At 51.9% G+C, this 24,943-nt stretch carries 18 protein-coding genes and 1 riboswitch; of the genes, 4 read left to right on the top strand and 14 right to left on the bottom strand.

The window, feature by feature from the left end:
* Positions 1–92: 92 nt before the first annotated feature.
* The 11 genes from LK436_RS08805 to hrcA all read right to left on the bottom strand — a co-directional run bounded on the left by LK436_RS08805 (position 93) and on the right by hrcA (position 16,054).
* Positions 93–2,117 carry a hypothetical protein gene (locus LK436_RS08805; protein ID WP_044931654.1) on the bottom strand — a complete coding sequence of 675 codons (2,025 nt, stop codon included), beginning with the start codon at positions 2,115–2,117 and terminating at the stop codon, positions 93–95.
* A 378-nt stretch (positions 2,118–2,495) separates the two neighbouring features.
* The gene (locus tag LK436_RS08800) at positions 2,496–3,167 is read right to left on the bottom strand and encodes an ABC transporter ATP-binding protein (RefSeq protein WP_008398713.1); all 672 of its coding nucleotides are present in this window, start codon (positions 3,165–3,167) and stop codon (positions 2,496–2,498) included.
* 245 nt (positions 3,168–3,412) lie between these two features.
* Positions 3,413–5,524: a polyribonucleotide nucleotidyltransferase gene (locus LK436_RS08795; protein WP_008398711.1), complete on the bottom strand. Its 2,112-nt coding sequence runs from the start codon at positions 5,522–5,524 to the stop codon at positions 3,413–3,415.
* Between the two features lie 313 nt (positions 5,525–5,837).
* Entirely contained in the window at positions 5,838–6,104 is a 267-nt protein-coding gene (rpsO, locus tag LK436_RS08790) for a 30S ribosomal protein S15 (RefSeq protein ID WP_015545211.1), read from the bottom strand.
* A 213-nt stretch (positions 6,105–6,317) separates the two neighbouring features.
* Entirely contained in the window at positions 6,318–6,623 is a 306-nt protein-coding gene (locus tag LK436_RS08785) for a hypothetical protein (protein WP_008398708.1), read from the bottom strand.
* Positions 6,620–8,206 carry a hypothetical protein gene (locus LK436_RS08780; protein ID WP_008398707.1) on the bottom strand — a complete coding sequence of 529 codons (1,587 nt, stop codon included), beginning with the start codon at positions 8,204–8,206 and terminating at the stop codon, positions 6,620–6,622. Before LK436_RS08780 ends, LK436_RS08785 begins: the two co-directional genes overlap by 4 nt.
* 50 nt (positions 8,207–8,256) lie before the next feature.
* A complete protein-coding gene (locus LK436_RS08775) occupies positions 8,257–10,467 on the bottom strand; it encodes a L,D-transpeptidase family protein (RefSeq protein WP_008398706.1) in 2,211 nt (736 codons plus the stop codon).
* A 436-nt stretch (positions 10,468–10,903) separates the two neighbouring features.
* Complete coding sequence (gene dnaJ, locus LK436_RS08770; RefSeq protein WP_008398704.1) at positions 10,904–12,061, bottom strand: molecular chaperone DnaJ; 1,158 nt, start codon at positions 12,059–12,061, stop codon at positions 10,904–10,906.
* 173 nt (positions 12,062–12,234) lie between these two features.
* A complete protein-coding gene (gene dnaK, locus LK436_RS08765) occupies positions 12,235–14,088 on the bottom strand; it encodes a molecular chaperone DnaK (RefSeq protein WP_044931674.1) in 1,854 nt (617 codons plus the stop codon).
* 127 nt (positions 14,089–14,215) lie between these two features.
* Positions 14,216–14,881: a nucleotide exchange factor GrpE gene (grpE, locus tag LK436_RS08760; RefSeq protein ID WP_008398701.1), complete on the bottom strand. Its 666-nt coding sequence runs from the start codon at positions 14,879–14,881 to the stop codon at positions 14,216–14,218.
* 129 nt (positions 14,882–15,010) lie between these two features.
* The gene (gene hrcA, locus LK436_RS08755; protein WP_008398700.1) at positions 15,011–16,054 is read right to left on the bottom strand and encodes a heat-inducible transcriptional repressor HrcA; all 1,044 of its coding nucleotides are present in this window, start codon (positions 16,052–16,054) and stop codon (positions 15,011–15,013) included.
* 231 nt (positions 16,055–16,285) lie between these two features.
* On the opposite strand from hrcA, the gene LK436_RS08750 reads away from it, so the two are divergent.
* A complete protein-coding gene (locus LK436_RS08750) occupies positions 16,286–16,741 on the top strand; it encodes a 3D domain-containing protein (RefSeq protein ID WP_008398699.1) in 456 nt (151 codons plus the stop codon).
* A gap of 348 nt (positions 16,742–17,089) precedes the next feature.
* Positions 17,090–17,809: a 3D domain-containing protein gene (locus LK436_RS08745; RefSeq protein ID WP_008398698.1), complete on the top strand. Its 720-nt coding sequence runs from the start codon at positions 17,090–17,092 to the stop codon at positions 17,807–17,809.
* Positions 17,810–17,845: 36 nt separating this feature from the next.
* On the opposite strand, the gene uraA is transcribed toward LK436_RS08745, so the two are convergent.
* Together uraA and LK436_RS08735 are read right to left on the bottom strand one after the other, a co-directional pair.
* Complete coding sequence (uraA, locus tag LK436_RS08740; RefSeq protein ID WP_008398697.1) at positions 17,846–19,096, bottom strand: uracil permease; 1,251 nt, start codon at positions 19,094–19,096, stop codon at positions 17,846–17,848.
* 222 nt (positions 19,097–19,318) lie between these two features.
* On the bottom strand, positions 19,319–19,840 hold the full coding sequence (locus LK436_RS08735) for an AAA family ATPase (RefSeq protein WP_227910194.1): 522 nt from the start codon (positions 19,838–19,840) through the stop codon (positions 19,319–19,321).
* Between the two features lie 394 nt (positions 19,841–20,234).
* On the opposite strand from LK436_RS08735, the gene LK436_RS08730 reads away from it, so the two are divergent.
* Both LK436_RS08730 and mgtE read left to right on the top strand, forming a co-directional pair.
* Positions 20,235–21,146: a LysR family transcriptional regulator gene (locus tag LK436_RS08730; protein ID WP_008398692.1), complete on the top strand. Its 912-nt coding sequence runs from the start codon at positions 20,235–20,237 to the stop codon at positions 21,144–21,146.
* A gap of 75 nt (positions 21,147–21,221) precedes the next feature.
* A riboswitch (M-box (ykoK) riboswitch) is annotated at positions 21,222–21,377 on the top strand.
* Positions 21,378–21,753: 376 nt separating this feature from the next.
* Positions 21,754–23,166, top strand: coding sequence for a magnesium transporter (mgtE, locus tag LK436_RS08725; protein ID WP_008398688.1), 1,413 nt, complete (start codon positions 21,754–21,756; stop codon positions 23,164–23,166).
* Positions 23,167–23,397: 231 nt separating this feature from the next.
* Here mgtE and LK436_RS08720 read toward each other — a convergent pair whose 3' ends face one another.
* On the bottom strand, positions 23,398–24,795 hold the full coding sequence (locus tag LK436_RS08720; RefSeq protein ID WP_008398686.1) for an MATE family efflux transporter: 1,398 nt from the start codon (positions 24,793–24,795) through the stop codon (positions 23,398–23,400).
* Between the last annotated feature and the right edge of the window lie 148 nt (positions 24,796–24,943).

The following is a 24,943-nucleotide window of genomic DNA, read 5'->3' as shown; positions in this document are numbered from 1 at the left end:
TGCAGAAATCCGGCGCAGACTGTCTTTTTCCATTCATCTGAGCAAGCAGAGCCTGCCTGGGCCTTCGCCCCGGCAGGCTCTGCTCCGGTCATTTAGTATATGCTGCTCGTCAGCTCATTGAGTTTTAAGTACATTTCCGCGATTACCTGATTCCATTCTTCCTCAGTAGCCGCAAGAATGTCAAAGCTCTCTCCCTCCGGCTTGGCCGGGCTCTCTGTCATCGGGCCCATCCCAAAGGAACCGGACAGCTCCAGCAGATCCATATCTGTCGCCTGCTCTGCAGGAACTCCAAGGAGTATCTGGTTCACTGTAAGCTTAATAGAATCAGCCGCTGCCTTAAAGGACTCTCCCGGAACCAGCGTTTCCATGATTCCGTCCACAGTCAGGCTTCCCATCTCCGTTCCGTTGCTCTCCAGAGCTCCCTTCAGAGAGTAGGTTTTGTCCGCTATGTTATAGCTTCCCGCCAGGCTGAGGGCTCCCTTCTCTCCTTCTGACTCCAGGCCGATGACAAGTCCTTCACTGTAGGACTGCTCCTTCTGGTAGTCGCCTGTCTTATTCAGGGTAACTGTCACCGGGGATGAGCCTGGGGCCGTAAGCACAAGGCTTGCATCTACATTGGCCATGCGGTTGTAGCCTCCCTTAAAGGTAACCGTTCCTGAGAGGGTAAGAGTTTCTGCCCCCTGCGCTGCGCCGCCTGCCTCGGAGCCTGCCTCTGCTGCTTTTGTCTCTTCCTCTGAAGCGCCGGAGGTCTCTGCACTTTCCCCACCGGCCGCCTGGCCGTCCTCCATTTCCTCCGAAATTCCGGTAAGGACTGCACTGTAGTCAAAGGAGGCCAGCTTTCCATCATCTGTCACATAAACTGCCAGGTTCAAATCTCCCATGCTGTTCTGGAACTGGGTCAGAGCTTCATCCAGGCTGCTGTCCACCTCAGTCCAGAGCTCTTCCTGCTGCTCCTGGGGTGTCAGTTCCTCCGCCTGGGCGCCGTCCCCGCCAGCCACACTGTCCAGGCTGTAGGCGCCTGAAACGGAGTCATTGAGATCCTTCACAAGCTCCAGATAGGTGACGACATCCTTCTTTAAGGTTTCATCCTCCAGAAAGAAGTCCTTCGTATCTGTGAAAAACTGAACAAGTGAATCGCTGCTTAAAACCACATCGTATCCGGTGCATTCCTGCTCCTGGCCGTCTACGGTAAAGCTCCTTTTCTCTCCCTTTTCCACGGTCATGGCAGCCTTCAGGTTGTCGATTGCCTCACTTCCCGTCTTATATCTCTCCCAGAGCGCCTCCAGGTCAAACATCGGCGTTTCGGACTTGGAAATCTCGTTGGCTTTTTTCATATAATCTACATATCCCTGAAGATTAAATCCCATATCGGAAAGATTTTTTCCCAGATACGGGGAATTGGCAATCTGGGTCTCCAGATCCTCTGCCAAATTCAGGCTGAATACCTTTCCCGTCAGCTCGGGAAGCGCTACCGCAAGCTCTGCATCGTCCAGATAAATCTGCGCACCTGCAAGATCCATCCCTCCATACTGAATCCCGAAATCCATGTCCATGGCTCCGGTGTCGCGATCCTGCACTGCGGCCATATTGAATCCGGCGCCTGCAAGCTCTGTGATTCCCAGCAGGCTCTCCAGCTGAAGGCCCATATCCATCTGATAGGAGCCCTGATACAGCTTGTCATACATGGCATCCCAGCCAAAAATCTCCTCAGCCGGATTGGTCTGTCCATCTGCCACCACTCCCTCGAAGGCCTTGATGACAATATCCTTGGGATCCTCTTTGTTCATCTGCCAGAATGCCAGGCCGGCCACAGCGACAACTGCAGCTGCCGCCACAGCTATGATCGGGCCGCGTCCCTGCTTCTTTTCAGGCACAGCAGGAACTCCCGCCGCTTCCTGGCCTGTAGCTGCTCCCTCCTCTGTGCTGTCCGCCGTTCTGCCGGCCGTATCTGTGCCGGATGACGCTTCTTCTGCAGGTTCTTCAGCGGACTTCTCTTCTATCGGGGCCTCGCTGCCTTCACGGCTGCCGTCCTCCTGGCTCGGTATCAATTCCTTCATACAGACAGGACATACAGAGCTGCCGTCTGGAATTTCCTGATCACAATACGGGCATTTCATACTCATTCCTCCTCTTTTTCTTCTTCACAGACTGACTGATAATTTTGCTGTCAGGGTATGATTGCGTCCTCACTGCCTTTTTTGCAGGCTGCTTTGCAATTTTTATACCATCTCGACTAGCGTCTCGATGGACTGCTCGTCAAATGCATGCTCATGCAAGCATGGCATGCGCTTTCCTCGCCATTATACCATATCCTTCGGATATGCTATACTCTCCGAGGGGTGCGCACTCGCCGCAGTAGTGTTTTGGCTCCCTTCGGGCGCCAGCGGCTCGGCGCAGGTATAATGCCTGCTTGCAGCCATTATACCATAGCTTTTCGTTTTCGTCAGCAGATGACTGATTTTTGTAAACATTTTTAAGATTTCTGACGGTTTTTGTCAGAATCTTCCGATCAGTTCCTCCGGCTTTATGCCGCTGTCCGCCTGTGTAAGGACTCCGTCCCTGAGAATATAGAGCTTTTGGCACATGTTCAGCTCCGGCAGCTCATGGGAGGTTAAAATCACCGTTTTTCCGCTTTTTACAAAACCGTCGATATAGTGAAGGATCTCCTCCTTCGCAGCCAGATCCAGGGCGGCTCCCGGCTCATCCATAATCAGAACAGAGGCATGATTGGACAGGGCAGACGCAATGCTCAGTCTCTTTTTCTGGCCGCCTGACAGCTTCCCGGCCGGAATAGAAAGAAACCCGGGAAGTCCCAGGGCTGCGGCCACCCCCTGTCTCAGGTCCTCCTCCATTCTCTTTTTGTCCCCCTTGTACCAGAGGGCAAAATTGTCCCTGGCCGACAGCTCCGGAATCAGCGGATTTTCCTGGGGAACGTAGGCTGCCTTTTTTTCAAAAATTTTCCGTTTTCCCACTGCCTCCTCGCCGTCAAACCGGATGCTTCCCGCATCCGGCCTGCTCACACCTGCCAGTATGGAGAGAAGCGTCGTCTTTCCGCATCCGTTTCCCCCTGCAATTCCCACGCACATCCCTGGTTCTGCCTGAAAGGATACTCCCTTTAAGATCTGCCTGTTTCTGAACTTTTTATAAATTCCCGTTACCTCCAGCATATGTCCTCCTGCGCGCTTTCATACTTCTGCCTGTTTTTCCGCTGCCGATTTTTCCCGGCAGCCCGGTTTTCTGGCCGTCTGCAGTCCGGAAGGGTCCCTGCAGCAGCCCGGCTCCGTTCCCTGCACAGCAAAGGGCTGCCGTAAAACGGTCCTTCGTCTTACAGCAGCCCTGTCAGGCTGTATCCAGCCTCTGTTTCGATTTTAATTCAGCGCAGAGCGCCGAATAATTGATGTCTTCCCGCGGTTTATTCCCCTTTGGAAGCCTTCGGAGCCAGATCGCCCGGCTTCATGCTCAGGTTGATGCGGCCCATCTTGTCCACCTCGATTACCTTTACGGTAACCTCATCGCCGATGTTTACCACATCCTCCACCTTTGCCACTCTCTTGTCGGAGAGCTTGGAAATGTGGATCATTCCGTCCTTGTTTGGAGCCAGCTCAACGAAAGCTCCGAAATTCATAATGCGCACAACCGTTCCCGTAAGCACCTGTCCCGGCTCAATATCTGTGACAATGCTTCTGATAATGCTGATAGCCTTATCGATCATAGCCTTATCTGTTCCGCACACAGAAACATTTCCGTCGTCGTTGATATCAATCTTCACGCCTGTCTGCTCGATAATCTTGTTGATCACCTTGCCCTGCTTGCCCACAACATCTCCGATCTTCTGAGGATCAATGGTAATCTGCTCAATCTTCGGAGCATACTTGCCTACCTCTTTTCTGGGCTCTGCGATAACAGGCTTCATGATCTCGTCGAGAATGTAGAGCCTTGCCTCTCTTGTCTTGGCAATAGCCTCCTCGATAATCGGCCTTGTCAGTCCGTGAATCTTAATATCCATCTGAATGGATGTGATTCCCTTGTGAGTTCCGCCTACCTTGAAGTCCATATCTCCGAAGAAGTCCTCAAGTCCCTGAATATCAGTCAGAACAATATAATCGTCATCTGTGTCGCCTGTCACCAGACCGCAGGAGATTCCCGCTACCGGAGCCTTGATCGGCACGCCTGCTGCCATCAGGGACAGAGTGGATGCACAGATGCTGGCCTGGGAAGTAGAGCCATTGGACTCCATGGTCTCAGATACCGTGCGGATGGCGTAAGGGAATTCCTCCTCGCTTGGAAGCACCGGAATCAGAGCTCTCTCTGCCAGAGCACCGTGTCCGATCTCGCGGCGTCCCGGGCCTCTGGACGGCTTGGTCTCTCCTACAGAGTAGGACGGGAAGTTATAATGGTGCATATATCTCTTGCTTGTCTCATTCTCATCGAGTCCGTCTAACTTCTGAGCCTCAGACAGCGGAGCCAGCGTACAGATATTTAAGATCTGGGTCTGTCCGCGGGTGAACATACCGGAGCCGTGAACTCTGGGAAGCAGATCGATCTCGGCAGCCAGCGGGCGGATCTCCGTGATGCCGCGGCCGTCAGGACGCTTGTGATCCTTTAAGATCATCTTTCTCACCGTCTTTTTCTCATACTGGTAGATGGCCTCTCCCAGTACAGAAAGCCACTCTTCATTCTCAGCAAAAGCCTCCTCCAGGCGCTCTGTGATAACGCGGATGTTCTCCTCACGCTTCTGCTTCTCATCTGTGAAGACAGCTTCCTCCATCTCCTCCTGAGGCACGATCTCCCTGATGGCTGCAAAGAGCTCCTCCGGAACAGCGCAGCTTTCATAGCTGTGCTTTGCCTTGCCGCACTCGGCGACAATGGTATCGATAAATTTGATAATTTCCTGGTTTACCTCATGTGCCTTGAAAATAGCCTGGATCATCACATCCTCCGGCACCTCGTTGGCCCCGGCCTCGATCATGATAACCTTCTCCCTTGTGGAAGCGACAGTCAGAGCCATATCGGAAACCTTTCTCTGGGCGGAGGTAGGATTTACGATAAACTCCCCGTCGATCATGCCGATCTGTGTCGTCGCACAGGGACCGTCAAATGGAATGTCTGAGATGCAGGTGGCAATGGCGGAGCCAAGCATGGCAGTGTACTCCGGGCTGCAGTCCGGATCCACAGACAGAACCAGGTTGTTTAAGGTCACGTCATTTCTGTAATCCTTCGGGAACAGGGGACGCATAGGACGGTCAATCACGCGGGCCGTCAGCACTGCATTTTCAGAAGCCTTGCCCTCTCTCTTATTGAAGCCTCCCGGAATCTTTCCCACGGCGTACATCTTTTCTTCAAACTCAACGCTCAGGGGGAAGAAATCGATTCCCTCTCTCGGCTTATCGGAAGCTGTCGCTGTGGACAGTACTGTCGTATCTCCATAGTGCATAAACGCAGCGCCGTTTGCCTGTGCTGCCACTCTGCCGACATCTACTGTCAGTGTTCTGCCGGCCAGTTCCATTGAAAAACTCTTATACATAAAACTGTAATCTCCTTTTTCTTTTCTTCATTCTTCATTCTTCATTTTTCATTCTTGTCCGTTCTGATGTTTCCTGAGTCCTTGACTCTCATCCTGCCCTGTCAGGCAGCTTATGCAGAAGTGTCCGAAACTACTGATCTGGGCGCAGAAAACTCCGGAAAAGCTCCTGAGTGCTTTCCCGGATCCCATCTCTGTGCCTACATCAGCGGTCTCGGATAACTCCTTCTACATAAAGCAGGTCCTTCTGAGAAGCTACAAAAGTTTTCTATGATATAAACAACTAGGGTGGATTGCTCCACCCTAATTTCGTCTCTTACTTTCTGATGCCTAACTTCTCAATTAAAGCACGGTAGCCTTCCAGATCTGTCTTCTTTAAGTAGTCCAGCAGACCACGTCTCTGACCAACCATCTTTAACAGACCACGTCTGGAATGGTGATCCTTCTGGTTTGTCTTTAAATGCTCTGTGAGCTCTGTGATTCTCGCTGTTAAGATAGCGATCTGAACCTCCGGTGAACCTGTATCTCCAGGCTTTCTTCCATACTCTGCGATGATAGCAGACTTCTTCTCCTTTGAAATCATGACGATTTCCTCCTTATAAAATAAATTCTTACCGCACACTAAGCTCCTGTCAGGAACTCAAAAAGCTGAGTGTCGGCGCGTTAGTACGATGTAGAGTATAGCACAAGAACTTCTACTTGTAAACAGAGATTTTTATGAATATGGCGGCTGGCTCCGGCAGCTTCCTCCTGTCTCTGCAGGGGCGGGTGTCAGACAGCTTAAGCGGGACAGAAGTTAACAGCACCTTCTCTCCCACAGCTTTCCAACTCCCCACAGTCCGATCACGGCTATGATCTCTCCTGCCACCGTCAGGGAAATCACAGGCATAACCTGGCAGAGCTCTTCCAGTTCTCCCATCAGGATATAAAATCTTGTCAGCCCCATGGCTCCGGCAGAAGCTACCAGGACAGCCAGCATGGCCACAGTGAGAGCCCTGCGCCAGAACCGTTTTTTTCTCACAAGAAAAATAAAAGATGCTGCAGAGGCTGTGGCGGCACCGAACACTCCGGCCATCAGCACAATAAATAAGATCTCTCTCATTGCTCCTCTCCCTGGCTCTCCGCGAGCTCAAACTCTGCGTTTATGGCAAACCGCAGCTCCGGTTCCGGCGAAACCTGAATTCCCAGGCGGTAGATCCCCGATCCCGACGGCTGAAAGCTCCCGCTCCAGGGCACGGCCAGTTCCTTTTCCTCTCCCTCCATCCCGGTGAGGAAACCGCAGAAGCCGGCAATGCTCTCCACCTGTATCCAGCTCTCCTCCCCGTCTTCCTCTGTCCGCTTTTCAATGATGGGAGACAGGATGTACTGAATCGGAGCGCCGGTCTCATTGTGCAGGATAAAGGTCAGCTCCCCGTCATCCGGAGAATACTGCTCCTCTTTCATCTCCATCCAGATCTGATCTCCGTACCTTCTGTAGCCGTCAACTGTTCCGAACAGGCGCCAGAGGCTCTCTGCCGTCTCCCGGCTGAGCCTGTAAAAGGATGCGTTTCCCACTGCCAGCTCTGCATCCTCGGCCCCGCTGACATCTGAGAGCCACAGATTCAGTTCTTTGCCGGAGGAGAGCTTCAGCACAAGCCTTCCGGGGAATCTCCCGTTCATGGGAGAATCCTCCAAAACGGCTTCCCCCAGCAGTTCCCGAAGCCTCTCCATCTCGGCCCGGCCGCTGAGAGTCTCTGTCCGGGTCCCGGTTTCAAAATTCCCTGTCAGGCCTGCACTTTCAATTTCTGAAATCCCGTCCAGACTGTCTGCCTGAAAACCGCAGGTCTCTTTGACAAACTCCATCGCCTCCCGGGTGATCTCCTGCTCCGGATGGCCCATAAAATTCTTTTCCATGTCCTCTCTGTTCTCAAACAGATCAACTGCCCCCGTGTTCTCCATCCCCGGAGTCTCTGCTTCTTCTGCTGCCTGCACAGCCTGAGCCTCCTCCTGAACCTGGTCCTGGTCTCCCACCGGGGATTTTTGCAGGCCTTCTGCTCCGTACTGTTCCGGAAACAGTTCCTGCCTCTTCTCCTTTGAGAGGGGAAGATATTCTGTCCTCAGCCCCCCGTCCTTTACCATCCTCACTCTCAGGAACGGCTCCTCTGCCGGTGGCACAAGGAAAACGCCTCTCTCCCTGGCGTCCTCCATATAGGCAATGCCCTCCATTCCTTCATTCAGGCAGTCGTAAAGGCCGGAAATTCCGTAGGCGGCGGCACCCTTCTCCAGCAGGAGAAAGGTGCCGTCGGCAAACTGGCTGGCACTGTAATCCGAATCCTGTCCCCCATTGCCGCAGCTCAAATCCTCCAGGGGATTTTCCTCAGCTGTGCGAAGTCCCAGGATATAGCTGTATCCATTGTCTGCCTTCCTGCCCTCAAATATGTAGCTGTCCTTAAAGAAGGAAACAGCCGCTTCCACCTCCCCGGCAGGAATATCCTCAAATGTCAGTTCCGGCAGCTGCCCCTCTATGGCAGCCGCGGCCCGTCTGAGCTCCTGATGCTGCTGATCTGACAAAACATTGGCTTCTGTCTCCTTATTTACCTCCTCCTGCTGCTGTCCCTGAAAAGGGGCAGAGTTCCCCTTCCCACAGCCGGACAGCAGCAGGGCGAAGACAGCGGCGGCTGCTGCCAGTTTCCATTTTTTTCTCATTCCGTCTTTCTCACTTTCTTTCCGTCATGCCGGCTAAAGCCAGCTGTCCCTTACATTCCCGGTCCGCTGGCTCCTCCGCTGCCTCCATCGTCAGAGGCAGGGCCATCCGGCTCCTGGGCAGACGGCTGGGTCGGTGCCTGGGTGGACGGTTCAGTCGGCGCCGGGGCTGTCGATTCTGCCGGCGGCTGGGTGGACGGTTCAGTCGGTACCGGAGCTGTCGACTCTGCCGGAGCCTGGGTGGACGGCTGGGTCTCCTTCGGTTTCTCGGGTTCAGACGCCTTCTCAGTTCCCTCCAGGTTGTAGCAGAGCACCGGCATTCCCGCCGAAATATTTTCGTAAATTTTCTTCGCTACGCTGTGAGGCAGATTGATGCAGCCGTGAGATCCCCCTGTCTTATAGATGGTTCCTCCAAAGGAGGATCTCCATTTGGCGTCATGCATCCCGATTCCGCCGTTGAACGGCATCCAGTAATCTACAGGGGTGCGGTAGTTCTCTCCTTTTAAAACAGCGTCCCTCTGCTTGTATGTCAGCGGATATGAGCCTGCCGGAGTTCCCCAGCCCTTGGACAGATTTCCTGACACGAAGTCTGACTCCACAAGCAGCTTGCCATTTTTATAGAAGAACAGGTGCTGAGCAGTCAGATTGATCTCTACATAGGTATCTCCATAGTCATTTGCTCCATGGCTGGCCGCCTTCTGAGAGTAAACCGGCTCACGCCCGCTCTGGCTCTGGCCTGAGCGGATCAGAGCTGCCAGCTCATCTGCCTCCGCCGACTGGTTTATTTTCCAGCCGTATGTGCCTCCCCGGATCGTCACTGTCTTTCCATAGGAAGTTTTCAGATTCTTTGCCTTATTATTTGTATTGTACTTGTCTGCCAGCTCCTTTACATAGGCGTTCACCTTTCCAGAATCTACTCCGACAGTTCCATCCGCGTTTGGAACCAGCCATTCGTGGATTCTGTCTCCGCTCAGGGTCTCTGTGGCATCTCCAAACTGGTATGTAATCACAACGCCGGCAGCTTTGTTCATACTGTCGCAGAGCTTTATTAAGGTTTCATCCTCAGAGGTCACCTCCGGCTCCTCATAGCCGCCGATTTCCTCCAGGGAGACGCTTGGCTGCAGATTGAGGATAGCATCAGAAATTCCCTTTTCCACCACCTCATAGACTGCCTTGGCCCCTTTTTTCTCCGGGACAATGGAGTATCCTTCGCCCTCTGTATACTCTGACAGATGGGCATCTTCCGGAGCCGGAGCGTCCTCGTCGAAGCACTCCAGACTTTCCACCGCCTTCTGAAAGGCCTCCTCGTCATAGGCCATCATAGTCTTAATCTTGTAGCTGGCGGGGCTGAATACGTATTCTCCCCAGGCGAGGGGGTTCTGGGAGGCAATAATCTTTTCCATCGTGCCGTCAAACTCAGCGTGAAGCCCTATATCTGCCTGGGAGAGCTGTTCTGTCTTATCTCCTCTCTCCTCGATAGTCAGCGTGTACCCGCTGATGCCGTCAGAGATCATCTGCTCTGCCTCAGCTACCGTTTTTCCGGAAACGTCAAGCCCGTTGATCTCTGTTCCCGGGAAAAATACATTTCTGTACTTCTGTCCCAGGCCGACATAGACTGCTCCTCCGATCAGGAGGACGGCGGCTGCCGCTCCGGCTGCCACCGCCGCCTGCCTTCTTCCAAAACGGCGTTCTCCCTGTCCCGGCCTCCTGCCCCGGACTTTCCTCACACTGGGCTCATCTGATTGGATGTCTTTGCCTGCCCGTCTGAGGGACTCCGGCGGCACGCTTCCTTTCCTCCTGCTTCTTCCCCGGGAGCGGTTTGCATCTCCCCCGCCGGCTCTCTCCTCAGAGGGACGGTTCTTTTCCCTTATTCTGTCTGCCTCCGGGGGGGCAGTCTGCGTCTGAGCTCTCCTCTCCTTCCTGGGCGGCTCCGTAAAACTGCTTCCGGCAGCGCGGAGAATCTCTTCTTCTGTAGGCATAATATCCCCCTGCCTGTTTTCCTTTTCCTCCGGTTCTTCCTCTTCTGCCAGCTCCTCCAGAACGCCTTCCTCCATCCCGTCCAGCGCTGTGTCTCCGGACATATCTGCCCTGGAATCTTCCGTGATTTCTACCTCACTTCTGAATTTTTCCGGCATTCCATCTGTCTGCGGCGCCTCTTCTGTTTCTTCTATCCACTCCAGTCCATCTTCGATTTCGTCTGTCTGCCCGGCTGACCGGACTTCCATGTTCTGATCCGGTTCATCCTTTCTGCTGAAATCTGACATTCATTTAACTCCTTTTCAATCATTTTGCCCTCTGCGGCCTGACGGCTGCCTGAGGACGCTTGTTTGTTCCGGCCGCCGAAATACCCGCTCAGCGGCCATTGTATAATTCTATATGACTTTATTTCGCAAGTCAATGCACGAAACCTTACAGTTCCTAAAATTTTTATTAACAGTCTGCGCCCGGCTCTGCCGGAAATTTTCTGCAGATGTACCGAAAAAAAGAGGGAAAAACCGGCCCTGCTGCTGCAGAGGGAGGGGCCTGTGCAGTACAGGTCCCTCCCTCTGTGCCCGCTTTGTCCGGGCGGATTTTCTCCCCCATAAGCGATACTCTGTCTTTTTTTGTCTTTTGCGTCTTTTCTGTCTTTTTTCTGTTTCTGCCTTTTTCTGTCTCTGTCTTTCCTGGCAGTTTCCTGTGTCAGCCCGAGCTGTCCTGAGCCTACAGTCTGCCTCCAAACAGTCCCTTCTTCTTGTGCTTTTCGCTGCCTTCTGCCGAGACTCCGTTCATGGCGTCGTCGAAGCGGCGAAGGGCCTCCTTCTGCTCCTCGTTCAGCTTTTCCGGAACCTGAACCACAAGAGTTACAAAGTGATCGCCGCGCACATTCTTATTCCGCAGGGACGGAACTCCCTTTCCCTTCAGACGCACTCTCGTGTCGGTCTGGGTGCCCGGCTTAACCTCATACTCTACCTCGCCGTCCACGGTCTTGATGCGGATCGGTCCGCCGAGGGCGGCCTTTGCAAAGGAAATCGGAACCGTAGAATAGATGCTGGTATCCTGGCGCTTAAATACCGGATGATTGGAAACGATCACCTCAACCAGAAGATCGCCTCTCTCTCCTCCGTTTACGCCCGGCTCGCCGTTTCCGCGATCCCTCAGCATCTGCCCGTTGTCAATTCCGGCAGGGATTGTCACCTTGATTTTCTTTCTCCTTGTCACATATCCCGTTCCATAGCAGTCAGGACACTTCTCTCTGATAATCTTTCCGGTTCCCCGGCAGTCCGGACAGGTCTGCACGTTCTGCACCTGGCCGAAGAAGGACTGCTGGGTGTACATAATTTTTCCCTTGCCATTGCACTTCGGGCAGGTCTGAGGCTGGGTTCCCGGCTTTGCCCCTGTTCCGTGGCATTTCTCACAGGTTTCCTTCAGATCCAGCTCGATCTCCTTCTCGCAGCCGAAGATAGCCTCCTCAAAGGTAATGCGGATGCTGGTTCTCACATTGGCCCCCTTCATCGGACCGTTGCTTCTGCCGCCCCTGCTTCTGCCGCCGCCGAAGAGATCTCCGAAAATGTCTCCGAAAATATCTCCCATATCAGCGCCTGAGAAATCAAAGCCGCCGAAACCTCCGGCTCCTGCACCTGCGCCTCCGTCGAAAGCGGCATGGCCGAACTGGTCGTACTGCTGGCGTTTCTGCGGATCGCTTAATACGCTGTAGGCCTCAGATGCCTCCTTGAACTTCTTCTCAGCCTCCTTGTCGCCCGGGTTGGCATCAGGATGGTACTTTTTGGCAAGGGTTCTGTATGCTTTTTTGAGGGCGGCGTCATCCGCATCCCTCGGAACGCCTAAGACCTCATAGTAATCTCTCTTATTCTCTGCCATGTCAGCTCTTCCTCTCCAAACCCCGCAAAGGGGATTGAGCGTTCCCGCCCCATCCCCGTCACGGTTTCTCTATGTCTATGTTCCGGACAGCCTGCCGGCCGTCCTGCGGAAATCTTTCAGGGTGGCGCCGTTTTTCAGGCATTTCCTGCCCCGTTTCGCCGGGGCTTGAAAATTTATACCTCCTTGAAATCTCCGTCTACTACGTTGTCATCAGCCCCCTGGGAACCTCCCATATCAGGAGCCTGGCCTGCTGCTCCTGCTGCCTGAGCCTGCTCATAAACCTTTGCGAACAGAGCCTGGGCGCTAGCCATTAATTTCTCCTTGCCGGCCTTGATATCCTCTACCTGGGCATCTGTCATCTGGTCAACCGGAGCGCGGTTGATGGCCTCTTTCAGGGCATTTAAGTCTGCCTCTACGGCTGCCTTGTCGTTGGCATCGATCTTGTCGCCTACCTCCTCAAGGGCCTTCTCTGTCTGGAATACCATGGAGTCTGCATCATTTCTTGCATCAATGGCTTCCTTTCTCTTCTTGTCCTGAGCCTCATACTCAGCTGCCTCTTTCACAGCCTTCTCGATATCAGCCTCAGACATGTTGGAGCCGGAAGTGATGGTGATATGCTGCTCTTTTCCTGTTCCCAGATCCTTTGCGGATACATTTACAATACCATTTGCATCGATATCAAAGGTAACCTCGATCTGCGGAACGCCTCTTCTTGCCGGCGGGATTCCGTCCAGACGGAACTGGCCCAGAGTCTTGTTGTCCCTTGCGAACTGTCTCTCACCCTGTACTACGTGGATGTCAACAGCTGTCTGGTTATCTGCGGCTGTGGAGAAAATCTGGCTCTTCTTGGTCGGAATAGTCGTATTTCTCTCGATCAGCTTTGTAGCGATTCCGCCCATGGTCTCAATAGACAGGGACAGCGGAGTAACGTCCAGAAGAAGGATGTCGCCTGCGCCTGCATCGCCTGCCAGCTTTCCGCCCTGGATTGCCGCACCGATGGCAACGCACTCATCCGGGTTTAAGGTCTTGCTTGGCTCATGGCCTGTGAGCTGCTTTACCTTCTCCTGAGCAGCCGGCATACGTGTGGAACCGCCGACTAACAGAACTTTTCCTAACTCGGAAGCGGTCAGACCTGCATCCTTTAATGCGTTCTGAACCGGGATGGCTGTTCTCTCGATTAAATCGTGGGTCAGCTCGTCGAATTTTGCTCTTGTCAGGTTCATGTCAAGGTGCTTCGGTCCCTCGCTGGTCGCTGTGATGAACGGAAGGTTAATATTGGTCGTGGTAGCTGTGGAAAGCTCCTTCTTTGCCTTCTCAGCGGCCTCCTTTAATCTCTGGAGAGCCATCTTATCTGTGGAGAGGTCTACGCCCTCTGCCTTCTTGAACTCGTCGATCATCCACTGGGTAATCCGGTTGTCGAAGTCGTCGCCGCCCAGATGTGTATCGCCGTTTGTGGAGAGAACCTCGATTACGCCGTCGCCGATCTCAATGATGGAGACATCGAAGGTACCGCCGCCCAGGTCGTATACCATGATCTTCTGCTCTTTTTCATTGTCCAGTCCGTATGCAAGAGCTGCGGCTGTCGGCTCGTTGATGATACGCTTAACGTCAAGGCCTGCAATCTTTCCTGCATCCTTGGTGGCCTGACGCTGCGCGTCGTTGAAGTAAGCCGGAACTGTGATAACAGCCTCTGTCACCTTCTCTCCCAGATATGCCTCTGCATCTGCCTTCAGTTTCTGAAGAATCATGGCAGAAATCTCCTGAGGAGAGTATTTCTTGTCATCGATGGTTACCTTGTAGTCCGTACCCATATGTCTCTTGATGGAGGAGATGGTCTTCTCTGCGTTTGTGACTGCCTGACGCTTTGCAGGCTCACCCACTAATCTCTCCCCTGTCTTTGTGAATGCCACTACGGACGGAGTCGTTCTCACGCCCTCTGTATTGGCGATTACAACCGGCTTTCCGCCCTCCATAACCGCCACGCAGCTATTTGTTGTACCTAAGTCAATACCAATAATCTTGCTCATAGCTTTTTCCTCCTGATAAATTTCCTCTATTTCCATTCAACCTGTCATCTTACCTGCTGCCGGAAGCTCTGCTGTCCGGGCTTCCCGCTGTCCTGCGGCATCCTGTGCCTGCCGGGACTGACTGCTTTTAGTTGGCCACCTTCACCATGCTGTGTCTTACCACGCTGTCCCGGTAAAGGTATCCCTTCTGGAACTCCTCTGCCACCACGTTTTCTCCAAGGCTCTCGTCCTCGATGTGCATCACTGCATTGTGGAAGTTCGGATCAAACGGCTGTCCCACCGCCTCGATAGGCTTTACGCCCAGCTCCTCCAGCGTCTTTAAAAGCTGCCGGTAAATCATATTCATGCCCTCAGCGAAAGCATCGCCGCCTTCGGGCACGGCACTTAAGCCTCTCTCAAAATTGTCGACGATCGGAAGGATTTTTTCAATCACATCTTTGGCTCCGATCTCGTACATGGCTGATTTTTCCTTTTCTGTCCTCTTCCTGAAGTTGTCGAACTCTGCCATGGTACGCTTTAAGCGGTCTGTCAGCTCTTCAATCTGCTGATCCCGCTTATCTTTTTTTCTGGCGAAGAAGCCTTTTTTCTCCGGCTGGGATTCCTCCCCGCCCTCCTCTGCCTGTTCGCCATCCGCGCCTGTCTTTTCCTCGGCCCCGCTCTCCTCTGCCTGACTTCCTTCAGCGCCCTCTGCAGTCTCAGATGACGCATTTTTCCCGGCAGCTTCGCCGCAGTCCCTGTTCTCCTGTTCGGACTCGGGCTGCATGTTCTCTTTATCCTTTAATTCTTCGCTCACTTGGCTTCACCTTTCTTTATCTGAATTCACCTGTTCGGAACTCCTTATCTGTATCAGAACCGTCCTCCCAGATTCCTCTCTGTTTTGCTGTAAACCGGACCAAACCCTTTCTTCCAGCACGCCCGAAGGCTACTGGTCATGGTTGAAGGTCGCTTCCAGCTGGCTCATCAGGGAGCGCAGAGTGTTTACCACCTTCTCATAGTCCATACGCTTGGGACCGATAATTCCTATGGTTCCCCGCAGTCCGTCGCCCAATACATAATTGGCTGTCACGACGCTGCAGTCCTTCATAGACTGAACCGGAGTCTCATCTCCGATATAAACCTGTATGCCTGTATTCTCCTGGCCGTCTCCTTCATCTGTAAACAGATTTTTAAGAAGCTCTTTCTGCTCCAGAGTTCCCAGAAGCTCACTGGCCTTCTGTCCGTCGCTCAGCTCAGGGTACTTGAAAATATTCGTGGTTCCTCCGGTATAAATCTGAAGATCCTCCTCATTTGCCCTGATAGCCTCTGCAACCTCATTGAGCACCAGATCCACGATCTGCCTTCTGCTTCCCGCCTGTTCCTTCATCTTTGTGATAACGCCCAGATTAATCTGATCGGACGTCAGCCCGTTTAACGAGTTATTCAGCAGAATGTTCAGGTTCAGAAGCTCTTCCTCACTCAGCTCTCCATCCAGATCCACCATGGAATTCTTAATGATATTTCCCTCAAGAACTGTCACAATCAAAAGCTTTCCTGCCTCCATCCGCGACAGCTGGATAAATTTGATCTTGGTCTGATGGTACTGCGGCCCGCTGATCATCGTGGCATAATTGGTATTCGCCGCCAGGATGGTGGCAAGCTGCTTGAGCAGCAGTTCCACCCGGTCAACCCGCTGTATCATCAAGTCCTTAATCTCCGTCACCTCGTCGTCCTTTTCCCTGATAATCTGATCCACATAGAAGCGGTATCCCTTATCTGAGGGAATCCTTCCGGCCGAGGTATGAGGCTGTATGATATAGCCCAGCTCTTCCAGGTCTGACATCTCATTCCGAATGGTGGCAGAACTCAGGTTCAAGTCAGAGTATTTTGAAATTGTCCGGGAGCCTACCGGTTCTCCGGTCTCCAGATAGGTCTGGATAATCGCTTTTAATATCTTTTCTTTTCTCTCACCCAGCTCCAACTGCCTCATTCCTTTCTGTCAGTTTCCTGTTCTGTTAGCACTCAACACTAAGGAGTGCTAACATCTACAGTTGATACTATATTACTTCTATAGTATTTTGTCAACAGATTTTGGAAAAATTTTTTATAATTGCAGCTTAATCTGATCTTAGCTTGACATTTAACATTTTTGTAATATAATAATAAACAGATTGTAACAAACCATAATCTCTATGAAATAATTCTGATTGTGAGGAAAAATATGAAAAAAAGATTAAGCCACGGATTGTCCGCCGCAGTTTTTTCTGTCGCTCTTATAGCAGGCGCAGCTTTTACCTCTTACGCTGAAGAGACAGCAGAGGCCAGCGGTCCCGCCGCAGAGGTTTCCGCATTTTCTGAGGAGACATCTGATCCTGTTAAGACAGCAGAGGGCAGTTTTCTGGGAGAGTTTGACATCACCGCCTACTGCGGATGCCAGAAATGCTCCAAGGGAAATTTACTTACCTACTCCGGCACAGCCCCTCAGGCTGATCACACGATATCGGCAAACTTAAGCGTCTTTCCTATCGGGACACAGCTTCGGATCGGAGATACCGTCTACACAGTAGAAGATACGGGATCCGGTGTGGGCAGAAATCACCTTGATATTTATTTTGATTCACATGAGGATGCCCTGGATTATGGGCGCCAGACAGAAAAGGTCTATGCCGTTGAATAAAAAACTGAATAATGAGAAATAAGAACGGATGTCCGGTATTTTCCCTGGGAAGGTACCGGACTTTTTTCGCTTTGAGGGAAAGACCCCGCTGCGTTAAAGCATAAGCATACTGGTTCCTGATGTTTCTTTCTAATATAGAACATAAACGTTCCGCTATGGATGCGCTCTCCGAAAACAGGGGCCCTCTCCCCTTGACAAATGGAAAAATCTATGTATAATGTTTTCTTACGGCCATAAATATTACAGAATTATTACATTTTGTCACTTTTTGTAACATTTTTTATTTTTTCTGTAACATTTCTTCGCGGCACTGCTGCCGCTATTCCGGCCGCAAGAAAGGAGCGCTCTATGTTAAAGACGCTGAAACTTTTTTTACTTACGATTACCTTTGCCCTTCTGGGTGCCTTTTCGGCTTTTGCCGGAGAGGACTCCTGCGGGCATCTCGATTTTCTCAACGAAACTGGTGTGTCAGGCTGGTGTTATCAGAACAGCCAGCCCTCCTCTCCGGCTGATTTCACCCTGCGCATTGCCAATGTGCTGACAGGAGAAACCGTCCAGGAGATCCCGGCCACCACTTCCCTGTCCCGCCCCGATCTGGAATCCAGAACAGGCGCAGAGAGCACGCCCGGCTTTTTCGTTTCCATCGACTGGGAATCCCTCGGCAGCGGTCTGTACACCGCTTCAATTGTGAGCAATGGAAAAACCGTGGGCAACTCACTCTCCTACCACGTCTCCGGAGCAGACGGGCAGAGCGGGCTTTTGGAGGGCATCTCCTCTGTCCAGAACCTGGGAAATTTCCGCATTACCGGATACTGCTCCTGCCGAAGCTGCAGCGCCGGTTGGGGCGGGCGCACCAGCTCCGGCACCATCGCCGCCTCCGGCCGCACTGTAGCCGTAGACCCGCGGGTAATTCCCATGGGAAGCCGCCTGCTTATCAACGGGCAGGTCTACACAGCCGAGGACACAGGCGGCGGAGTAAAGGGCAGCCATATCGACATCTACTGTGACTCCCACGCTCAGGCCAGAAGCCTCCCCTTCCAGAATGCCCAGGTATTTCTGCTCAGCTAAAATTTCTGCAGAACACAGCCGGCCCTCTCAGTCTTCTCAGTCGTTTGTCAGGTGCAGCCTGTCCAGGATATAGAAAATCAGGCTCAGGATCATTCCCGTAACACAGGCCAGAACCATTCCCGTGAGCTGAATATTTCCGATATTGACTGCGATGCCGGAGAGACCTGTCACAAAGATCACAGAGGTCAGAGCCAGATTCCTGGATTTTCCATAGTCCACCTGGGAATCCACGAGAATGCGCAGACCCGAGGTTCCAATCATTCCATAGAGAAGGAAGGAGATTCCCCCGATCACGGGGCCCGGAATGCTGCTGATCAGCATGGACAGCTTTCCTATAAAGGAGCAGATAATGGAGAGCACTGCAGCGCCTGCGATCACACGGACACTGTAGACTCTCGTGACAGCCATAACGCCGATGTTTTCTCCATAGGTTGTAGTTGGAACTGAACCGATCAGTCCTGAGATCATGGTAGAGAGATTGTCTCCTAAAAGGGAGCGGTGAAGCCCCGGATCCTTCAGAAGGTCGCGGCCTACAATCTTTCCTGTCACTACCTGGTGGCCGATGTGCTCCGAGGTGATGACCAGAATCACCGGCAGAAGAATCATAATTGCCTCTGCATTAAATTTGGGAGCTGAAAAGTTCGGAAGGGCAAACAGCGGAGCGCTTACTACCTGCGAAAAATCCACCAGCCCCATGCAGAGGGACGCTGCATAGCCTGCGATAATGGCAATCAGAATAGGGATAACCGATAAGAATCCCCGAAACAGTATGGAGCCAAATACGGCAACTGCCAGAGTCAGCAGGAATACAATCACCTTCTTTGGATCCAGGACTTCGTCGAGAAGGCCTGCGTTGCCGGCAGCCGTTCCGGACAATTCCAGACCGATAAGTGCTACCACAGGTCCCATGGCTGCCGGCGGGAGCACCACGTCAATCCACCGGGAACCGAATTTGCAGATCACAAAAGCCAGGATACATCCCAGAAATCCCACAGCCACGAAGCCTCCCAGAGCATAGGAATAGCCGAACTTTTCAATCACAAGGCCGGCCGGCGCCAGGAATGCGAAGCTGGAGCCCAGGTAGGCGGGAGCCTTTCCCTTAGTTAAAAAAATGAAGAGAAGCGTTCCCACTCCATTCATAAACAGTACAATCGCCGGATTAATGCCAAACATAAAAGGAACCAGCACCGACGCTCCGAACATGGCAAACATGTGCTGGATACTTAGCGGGATGAGAAGATTAACCGGCACCTTCTCCTCCACCTGAATAATACGATGATTTTCCATCTTTCCCTCCTGTCTCTTTCAGGATAATTTTTTCTTTTATCCTGTATTTTCTGCTTGTTCCGAATAATCATACAACATTTTTCCCCTTCATTCAACTTTATCATATTTCAGGCGGCATAAATTTTACACCGCAAGAATCCCCCCAGGAAATTCCCGGGGGGATTCTCGCAGAAAATACTTATGAAAATACATTTATCTCACCAAATGCTGAGCAGGCTGGGGCTAGGCTCTCGCCATACAGGAGCGGATCAGTTCCGCCGTTCCCTCGATTCCAAAGCGGGAGCTGGTGATAATGAGATCGTAATCCACCCGGTCGCCGCACTCGGTAACAGAATAACTATCCCTTATTTTGCTTCTCTTCTCATCCATCTCGGCAATCTTCTTTTCCGCTTCCTCGCGGCTGATCTTTTCGCTGGCCATGGCCCAGCGGACCTTGCTCTCCATATCAGCCTTGACAAACACATTGATATTTCTGTCACGCCCCTGGAGCACGCCTGCTGCGCAGGTTCCCACAAATATGCAGGATCCTCTGTCAGCCAGGAATTTGATCGCCTCCCTGTGCATCTGATGCCTCTTCTCATCCTCTGTCATACCGTCCCCTGTCACCAGATGATTTTCCTCTGCCACCTTTATCAGAGCTTCCCTGTCATAGAGTTCAATGCCGGTATTCCTGGACAGCCATTCTGCAATCTTTCGGCCGTTGCTCCCATACTCTCTCTCAATACAGACTGTTTTTCTTGCCATAATTTCTATCCTCCTGATTTTTCTGCTTTTGCCTGCCGTCCTGATCAGGCCATTCTGTTTCATTCTTCAGCGCTCTTCTTTCGCTTTTCCTTCTCTCTCAACTATCTGGCCTTATTATACGTTATTTTTTTAACGATTTCCAATATTTTATTTTTATCAATTAATAACTTTTATGTTATGATTTATCCTTTTATGCCTAAAATTTTTCTTTTGTTTTTTCTTTTTTTCAGCTATAATAGAAAAAAATCCAGTGTTTTTTACCGGTGACAAACAGTTAATGAAAAGTAACTTTGATATGATTTTTAACAATTTCCCGCTGTCACTTCTGCCTTATTTCTGCAGACATTTCTGCAGAGCGGATGACGAAGCGGCGAGACAGAAAAGAGGATGATCTATGGAACTTCTACAGCTGCGCTATTTTCTGGTGGCGGCAAAATACCAGCACATGACGAAGGCCGCCGAGGTTCTCCAGATTGCCCAGCCCGCCCTGTCCCAGTCCATCAAGAGGCTGGAACAGGAGCTTGGAGTTTCCCTCTTTGAAAGAGAGAAAAGGAATATCCGGCTCAATGACGCCGGGCGCTTTCTGGAACAGAAGCTCCTTCCCATAATGGCTGCCCTGGATGAAATCCCCTCGGAAATACAGAAAAAGGAGCGGATGAACCAGCGCACGATTCACTTAAATCTTCTGGCGGCTACCCGTCTGGTGACAGACTGCATCATCGCCTATAAGGAGCTTCACCCGGAGATCCTGTTCCGCCTGGTCCAGAATCCGGATCGGGAACATGATGATATCTGTATCTCCACGGCCTTTCCCGGAACTCCCCTCCGATACGGCGAACAGCTGCTTTTGCAGGAACGGTTTTTTATGGCTGTTCCGGCAGGCTCCCCCTATGCAGGGCTGGACGGCGTTGATCTGGCTTGTCTGAAGGATGAGGGATTCATCAGCCTGTCCAACAACCGGCCCATCCGTAGAATCTGCGAGCGCTTCTGTCTGGAGGCAGGCTTTGCATGCCACACGGTCTGCGAGACGGATAACCCGGAATCGGTCCGGAACCTGATCGCGGCAGGCCTGGGCGTCGGCTTCTGGCCGGAATATTCCTGGGGGCTGCTCTCCACTCCCAAAATCCGGCTTCTTCCTATTATAAACATGCACTGCAGCAGAGATATTGTCCTGACACGCCGTTCCCACGGCGCTTGCGAGAAAGCCGCAGATGATTTCTGCCGTTTTCTCGTAAATTACGCTCATGCGGAGGGAAGCAGTGCTGACGGAAAAGTAAGTCTCAGCAAAGACATGGACAGTCGCTGAAAAGAAACTGCTTTTCACATTTTTTTGTTTTTTTCTTGACACCTGCTTTTGGTTGTGTTACAACTAATCTGTAAAAAGAACATTCGGTAGGTGAGGCTACCACAGGGATAAGGGTTACTGCCGGTTAAAGGTGGAGACACCTCTAATCAGGTCAGCAGTCTGTGTCGCTGTAAGGCGCAGAATAATGTAATTTCACGCCCTGTGAAGCTAAAGCTTGAACGGATTGGATACGCAGTATGAGTCCATATCATTCGCTCAGGCTTTGATATGGGCTTTTTTATTTGTGAACAGTTCTGTGAAAATCCTGTCACAGCAGGCTCTGCCTGTATCTGTTCCAATCCTGCCTCTGTTCTTCAGACGTACCCGAAAGGAAGTGAATGTATGGACGGCGACGGTCATCCTGATACCGCAAAACTGAATATCCGGCTTTCTGTGGCTGTCCCTGCTCAGAGCATACAGACCTGATGCAGCGGCCTTTTTGCGCCCTGCGTCTGCTTTCAGCGCCTGTCAGGCTGCTGATATTCTGCAAATCTGATGATTTCTCTGTTCTCACAGCCAGAAGTATTCCGGCATATTCACCCAAATGACAACTGAATAAAAGGAGGATATGAATGTGAGAAGACATGAATTCATCAACGAAGAGATTGTAAAAGAGATCATCCAGTTTATCCGGGGAGAGCATGACAGAGAAGCACTCCTCTCACGTCTGGACGATTATCACGACTACGACATTGCACAGGCTCTGGAGGAGATGACTCCTCAGGAGAGAAAAGAGCTGTACTCCAAGATGGGTGAGGAGTGGACGGCCGAAATCTTTTCCTACTATGATGAGCCTGAGACTCTGCTCACAGAGCTTGCCCCCAAGGAGGCGGCAGGCGTTATTGAGCACATGGATTCTGACGACGCTGCCGAGCTTCTCGAGCAGCTTCCTGAGTCCTTCCACGACAGCATTGAGGCAAATTTAAGTGAGGAAACCTCCGGCGATATCCGCCTTCTCTCCTCCTATGGAGATGATGAGATCGGAAGCCTGATGAGCACAAATTATATCTCTATCTGCTACAGACTGTCTGTGAAGGAGGCCATGCGGGAGCTGATCCGCCAGAGCGCCGACAATGACAATATCACGACGCTCTATGCGGTAGATGAAAACGGCTGCTTTTACGGGGCCATTGACTTAAAGGATCTGATTCTCGCCAGAGAGTACACGCCCCTTGAGAGCATTATTGTCAACTCCTACCCCTTTGTCCACGACCATGACGATCTGGAAGAATGTATGGACTGGATCCGGGACTATGAGGAGGACTCTCTCCCTGTTCTCAATTCTGAGGATCACCTGGTGGGCGTCATCACCGTTCAGGATATTGTAGACTACATGGAGGCTGAATCCAAGGAGGTTTACAACAAGCTGGCCGGTATTGCTGAGGGCGACGGCGACAGCGAGGATATGAAGGAGACCCTGCTCACCAGCATGAAGAAGCGCCTTCCATGGCTGGTGGCCCTGCTCTTCCTGGGAATGTTTGTTTCCAGTGTGGTTGGCATGTTTGAGGGGATTGTGGCCAAGATTGCCATTCTCATCTGCTTCCAGTCGCTGATCCTGGATATGGCAGGCAATGTGGGAACCCAGTCCCTGGCTGTAACCATCCGTGTTCTCATGGATGATGACATCACCTTCAAAAAGAGGCTTGCTCTTGTGTGGAAGGAGGTAAAGATCGGAATCGCCAACGGCGGGCTGCTGGGCATCGTGGCTTTTGTCTTTATCGGCATCTACGTATGTATCTTTAGGGACAAATCCCTGCTTTACGGCTTCTCTGTTTCTGCCTGTGTGGGAGTCTCCCTGGTTCTCGCCATGGCAATTTCCAGCTTCGCCGGCACGGTAATCCCGCTGTTTTTCCACAAAATCAAGGTGGATCCGGCGGTAGCCTCCGGCCCCCTTATCACAACGGTCAACGATCTGGTTGCCGTTGTCACCTATTATGGAATGGCCTGGCTGATGCTGATCCAGATCTTTCATCTGGCATAGGCGGACAGAACACAGAATGGAAAGTTTGTTCTAATGGTACAAAGAATCCTGCCTCGCAGGATTCTCCGCCTGCGGCGGGGCTGCAAAGCAGCCGTATTCCTCTCCAACCCAGTGCGATCCCCGCGAAGCGTTTTTATATAACAGAGAACGAAGTTTCCTGTTATGTAAAAAAAGCTCCGGTTCCTGCCGTAAAAGGCGGGAGCCGGAGCTTTTTTGCTCCCAGCGTCGCTCTTAAGCTGCCTCAATCTCTGCCTGAGCTGCCCTAATATGTCCCATCTCTCTCCGAATGAGAATCATGGTAGTGATAAAGGCGGCAAAGTCGGCTATCGGGCCTGCAAACATAATTCCCTCAATGCCCCAGACCAGAGGAAGAATCAGAATCAGGGGCACCAGGAAGAATACCTGGCGGGTAAGGGATAACACAACCCCCTTCACCGGCTTTCCGATGGCTGCAAAAAAGTTGGCCGAAATCAGCTGAACCCCATTTATGATAACCATAAAAAGGAAAATTCTTAAAAATTTGATGGCAAACTCAAAGTAGAGGGCATCTCCCGTTCCAAAGAGAGCGATAATCTGTCTTGGGAATAGCTGGAACAGCAGAAATCCGATACCGGAAATAATCAGGTTGCAGGTGATGGCAAGGCGGTAAATCCCGAGCACCCTCTCATACTGTCTGGCCCCGTAGTTAAATCCGATAATCGGCTGGGAGCCCTGGGAAATCCCGATGATGACAGCCAGCAAAATGGCATTGGTTTTCATGACAATTCCGCAGCTGGCGAGGGGAATCTCACTTCCGTAAACGGAATGGGCCCCATAATAGGTCAGAGAGTTGTTCAGCACAATCTGGACAAAGGTGATGGCAAGCTGGTTTAAGCTGTTGCTCATTCCCAGGGAAGCAATTTTCAGGCACACGGGAAGCCTGAGCCTGAAATGGCTGCGCCGAAGCTCCACATGGCTGAAGCGTCTCAGATAACTCAGAGCCATCAGGCAGGAGAATACCTGTCCAATCACCGTGGCGAGAGCGGCTCCCGCTACCCCCTGGTGCAGCACAAAAATGAAAATCGGGTCCAAAATGGTGTTGATCACTGCTCCCACCAGCATGCAGGTCATGGAATACTTGGGGCTTCCGTCCGCCCTGGCCAGGTTGCTTATACCGTTTGTCAGAATCAGGAGAGGCATTCCCACTGCAGTGATTCTGGTATAGCTCTCTGCGTAGGGCATGACATCCTTGGTGGCTCCGAATACGGTGAGAAGGGGATGGAGGAATAATTCGATCAGCACCACGTAGATGACGCCAAACAGCACCATCATGCAGACGGCCGTTCCCACTGCCTGGGCGGCGCTTTCCTTTCTCCCCGCCCCCAGCTCCAGGGAAAAACGGGATGCGCTTCCAATTCCGATTAAAAGAGCAATCGACAGACAAATGGTGGTCAGGGGATAGGCCACATTGGTGGCTGCATTTCCCAGATAGCCGACACCCTGTCCGATAAAAATCTGGTCTACAATGTTGTAAAGTGAGCTGACCAGCATGGCGATCACGCTGGGTACTGCATAGCTTTTAAGGAGCCTGGGCAGCCGCTCATTGCCCAGAGGATTTCCCTCTCTCGTGTGTTTTACTGCTTCTGTCATTGGTATATATCTGCCTTTCTTTTCATAGGGTTTCACGATTCACGTCTGATGATTATAATATAAAACGCCTGCAGGTGCAAGGCGTTTTTGAGGGTGAAGGCAGATGATAATTCTGAAAAAACAGACCGTTCCCTGTCAGAGGCCAGCT

This window comes from Clostridium sp. M62/1, assembly GCF_020736365.1.
In the GTDB taxonomy this organism is placed as follows: Bacteria; Bacillota; Clostridia; order Lachnospirales; family Lachnospiraceae; genus Otoolea; species Otoolea saccharolyticum_A.
Note: the sequence above shows the minus strand (reverse complement) of the source record. Positions and strands in the feature narration are given on the sequence as shown.

Excerpts from the sequence above, each read along its gene's own strand:
- LK436_RS08805 (WP_044931654.1), bottom strand. The coding sequence starts at position 2,117 with ATGAAATGCCCGTATTGTGATCAGGAAATTCCAGACGGCAGCTCTGTA.
- LK436_RS08800 (WP_008398713.1), bottom strand. The coding sequence starts at position 3,167 with ATGCTGGAGGTAACGGGAATTTATAAAAAGTTCAGAAACAGGCAGATC.
- LK436_RS08795 (WP_008398711.1), bottom strand. The coding sequence starts at position 5,524 with ATGTATAAGAGTTTTTCAATGGAACTGGCCGGCAGAACACTGACAGTA.
- rpsO (WP_015545211.1), bottom strand. The coding sequence starts at position 6,104 with ATGATTTCAAAGGAGAAGAAGTCTGCTATCATCGCAGAGTATGGAAGA.
- LK436_RS08785 (WP_008398708.1), bottom strand. The coding sequence starts at position 6,623 with ATGAGAGAGATCTTATTTATTGTGCTGATGGCCGGAGTGTTCGGTGCC.
- LK436_RS08780 (WP_008398707.1), bottom strand. The coding sequence starts at position 8,206 with ATGAGAAAAAAATGGAAACTGGCAGCAGCCGCCGCTGTCTTCGCCCTG.
- LK436_RS08775 (WP_008398706.1), bottom strand. The coding sequence starts at position 10,467 with ATGTCAGATTTCAGCAGAAAGGATGAACCGGATCAGAACATGGAAGTC.
- dnaJ (WP_008398704.1), bottom strand. The coding sequence starts at position 12,061 with ATGGCAGAGAATAAGAGAGATTACTATGAGGTCTTAGGCGTTCCGAGG.
- dnaK (WP_044931674.1), bottom strand. The coding sequence starts at position 14,088 with ATGAGCAAGATTATTGGTATTGACTTAGGTACAACAAATAGCTGCGTG.
- hrcA (WP_008398700.1), bottom strand. The coding sequence starts at position 16,054 with ATGAGGCAGTTGGAGCTGGGTGAGAGAAAAGAAAAGATATTAAAAGCG.
- LK436_RS08750 (WP_008398699.1), top strand. The coding sequence starts at position 16,286 with ATGAAAAAAAGATTAAGCCACGGATTGTCCGCCGCAGTTTTTTCTGTC.
- LK436_RS08745 (WP_008398698.1), top strand. The coding sequence starts at position 17,090 with ATGTTAAAGACGCTGAAACTTTTTTTACTTACGATTACCTTTGCCCTT.
- uraA (WP_008398697.1), bottom strand. The coding sequence starts at position 19,096 with ATGGAAAATCATCGTATTATTCAGGTGGAGGAGAAGGTGCCGGTTAAT.
- LK436_RS08735 (WP_227910194.1), bottom strand. The coding sequence starts at position 19,840 with ATGGCAAGAAAAACAGTCTGTATTGAGAGAGAGTATGGGAGCAACGGC.
- LK436_RS08730 (WP_008398692.1), top strand. The coding sequence starts at position 20,235 with ATGGAACTTCTACAGCTGCGCTATTTTCTGGTGGCGGCAAAATACCAG.
- mgtE (WP_008398688.1), top strand. The coding sequence starts at position 21,754 with ATGAATGTGAGAAGACATGAATTCATCAACGAAGAGATTGTAAAAGAG.
- LK436_RS08720 (WP_008398686.1), bottom strand. The coding sequence starts at position 24,795 with ATGACAGAAGCAGTAAAACACACGAGAGAGGGAAATCCTCTGGGCAAT.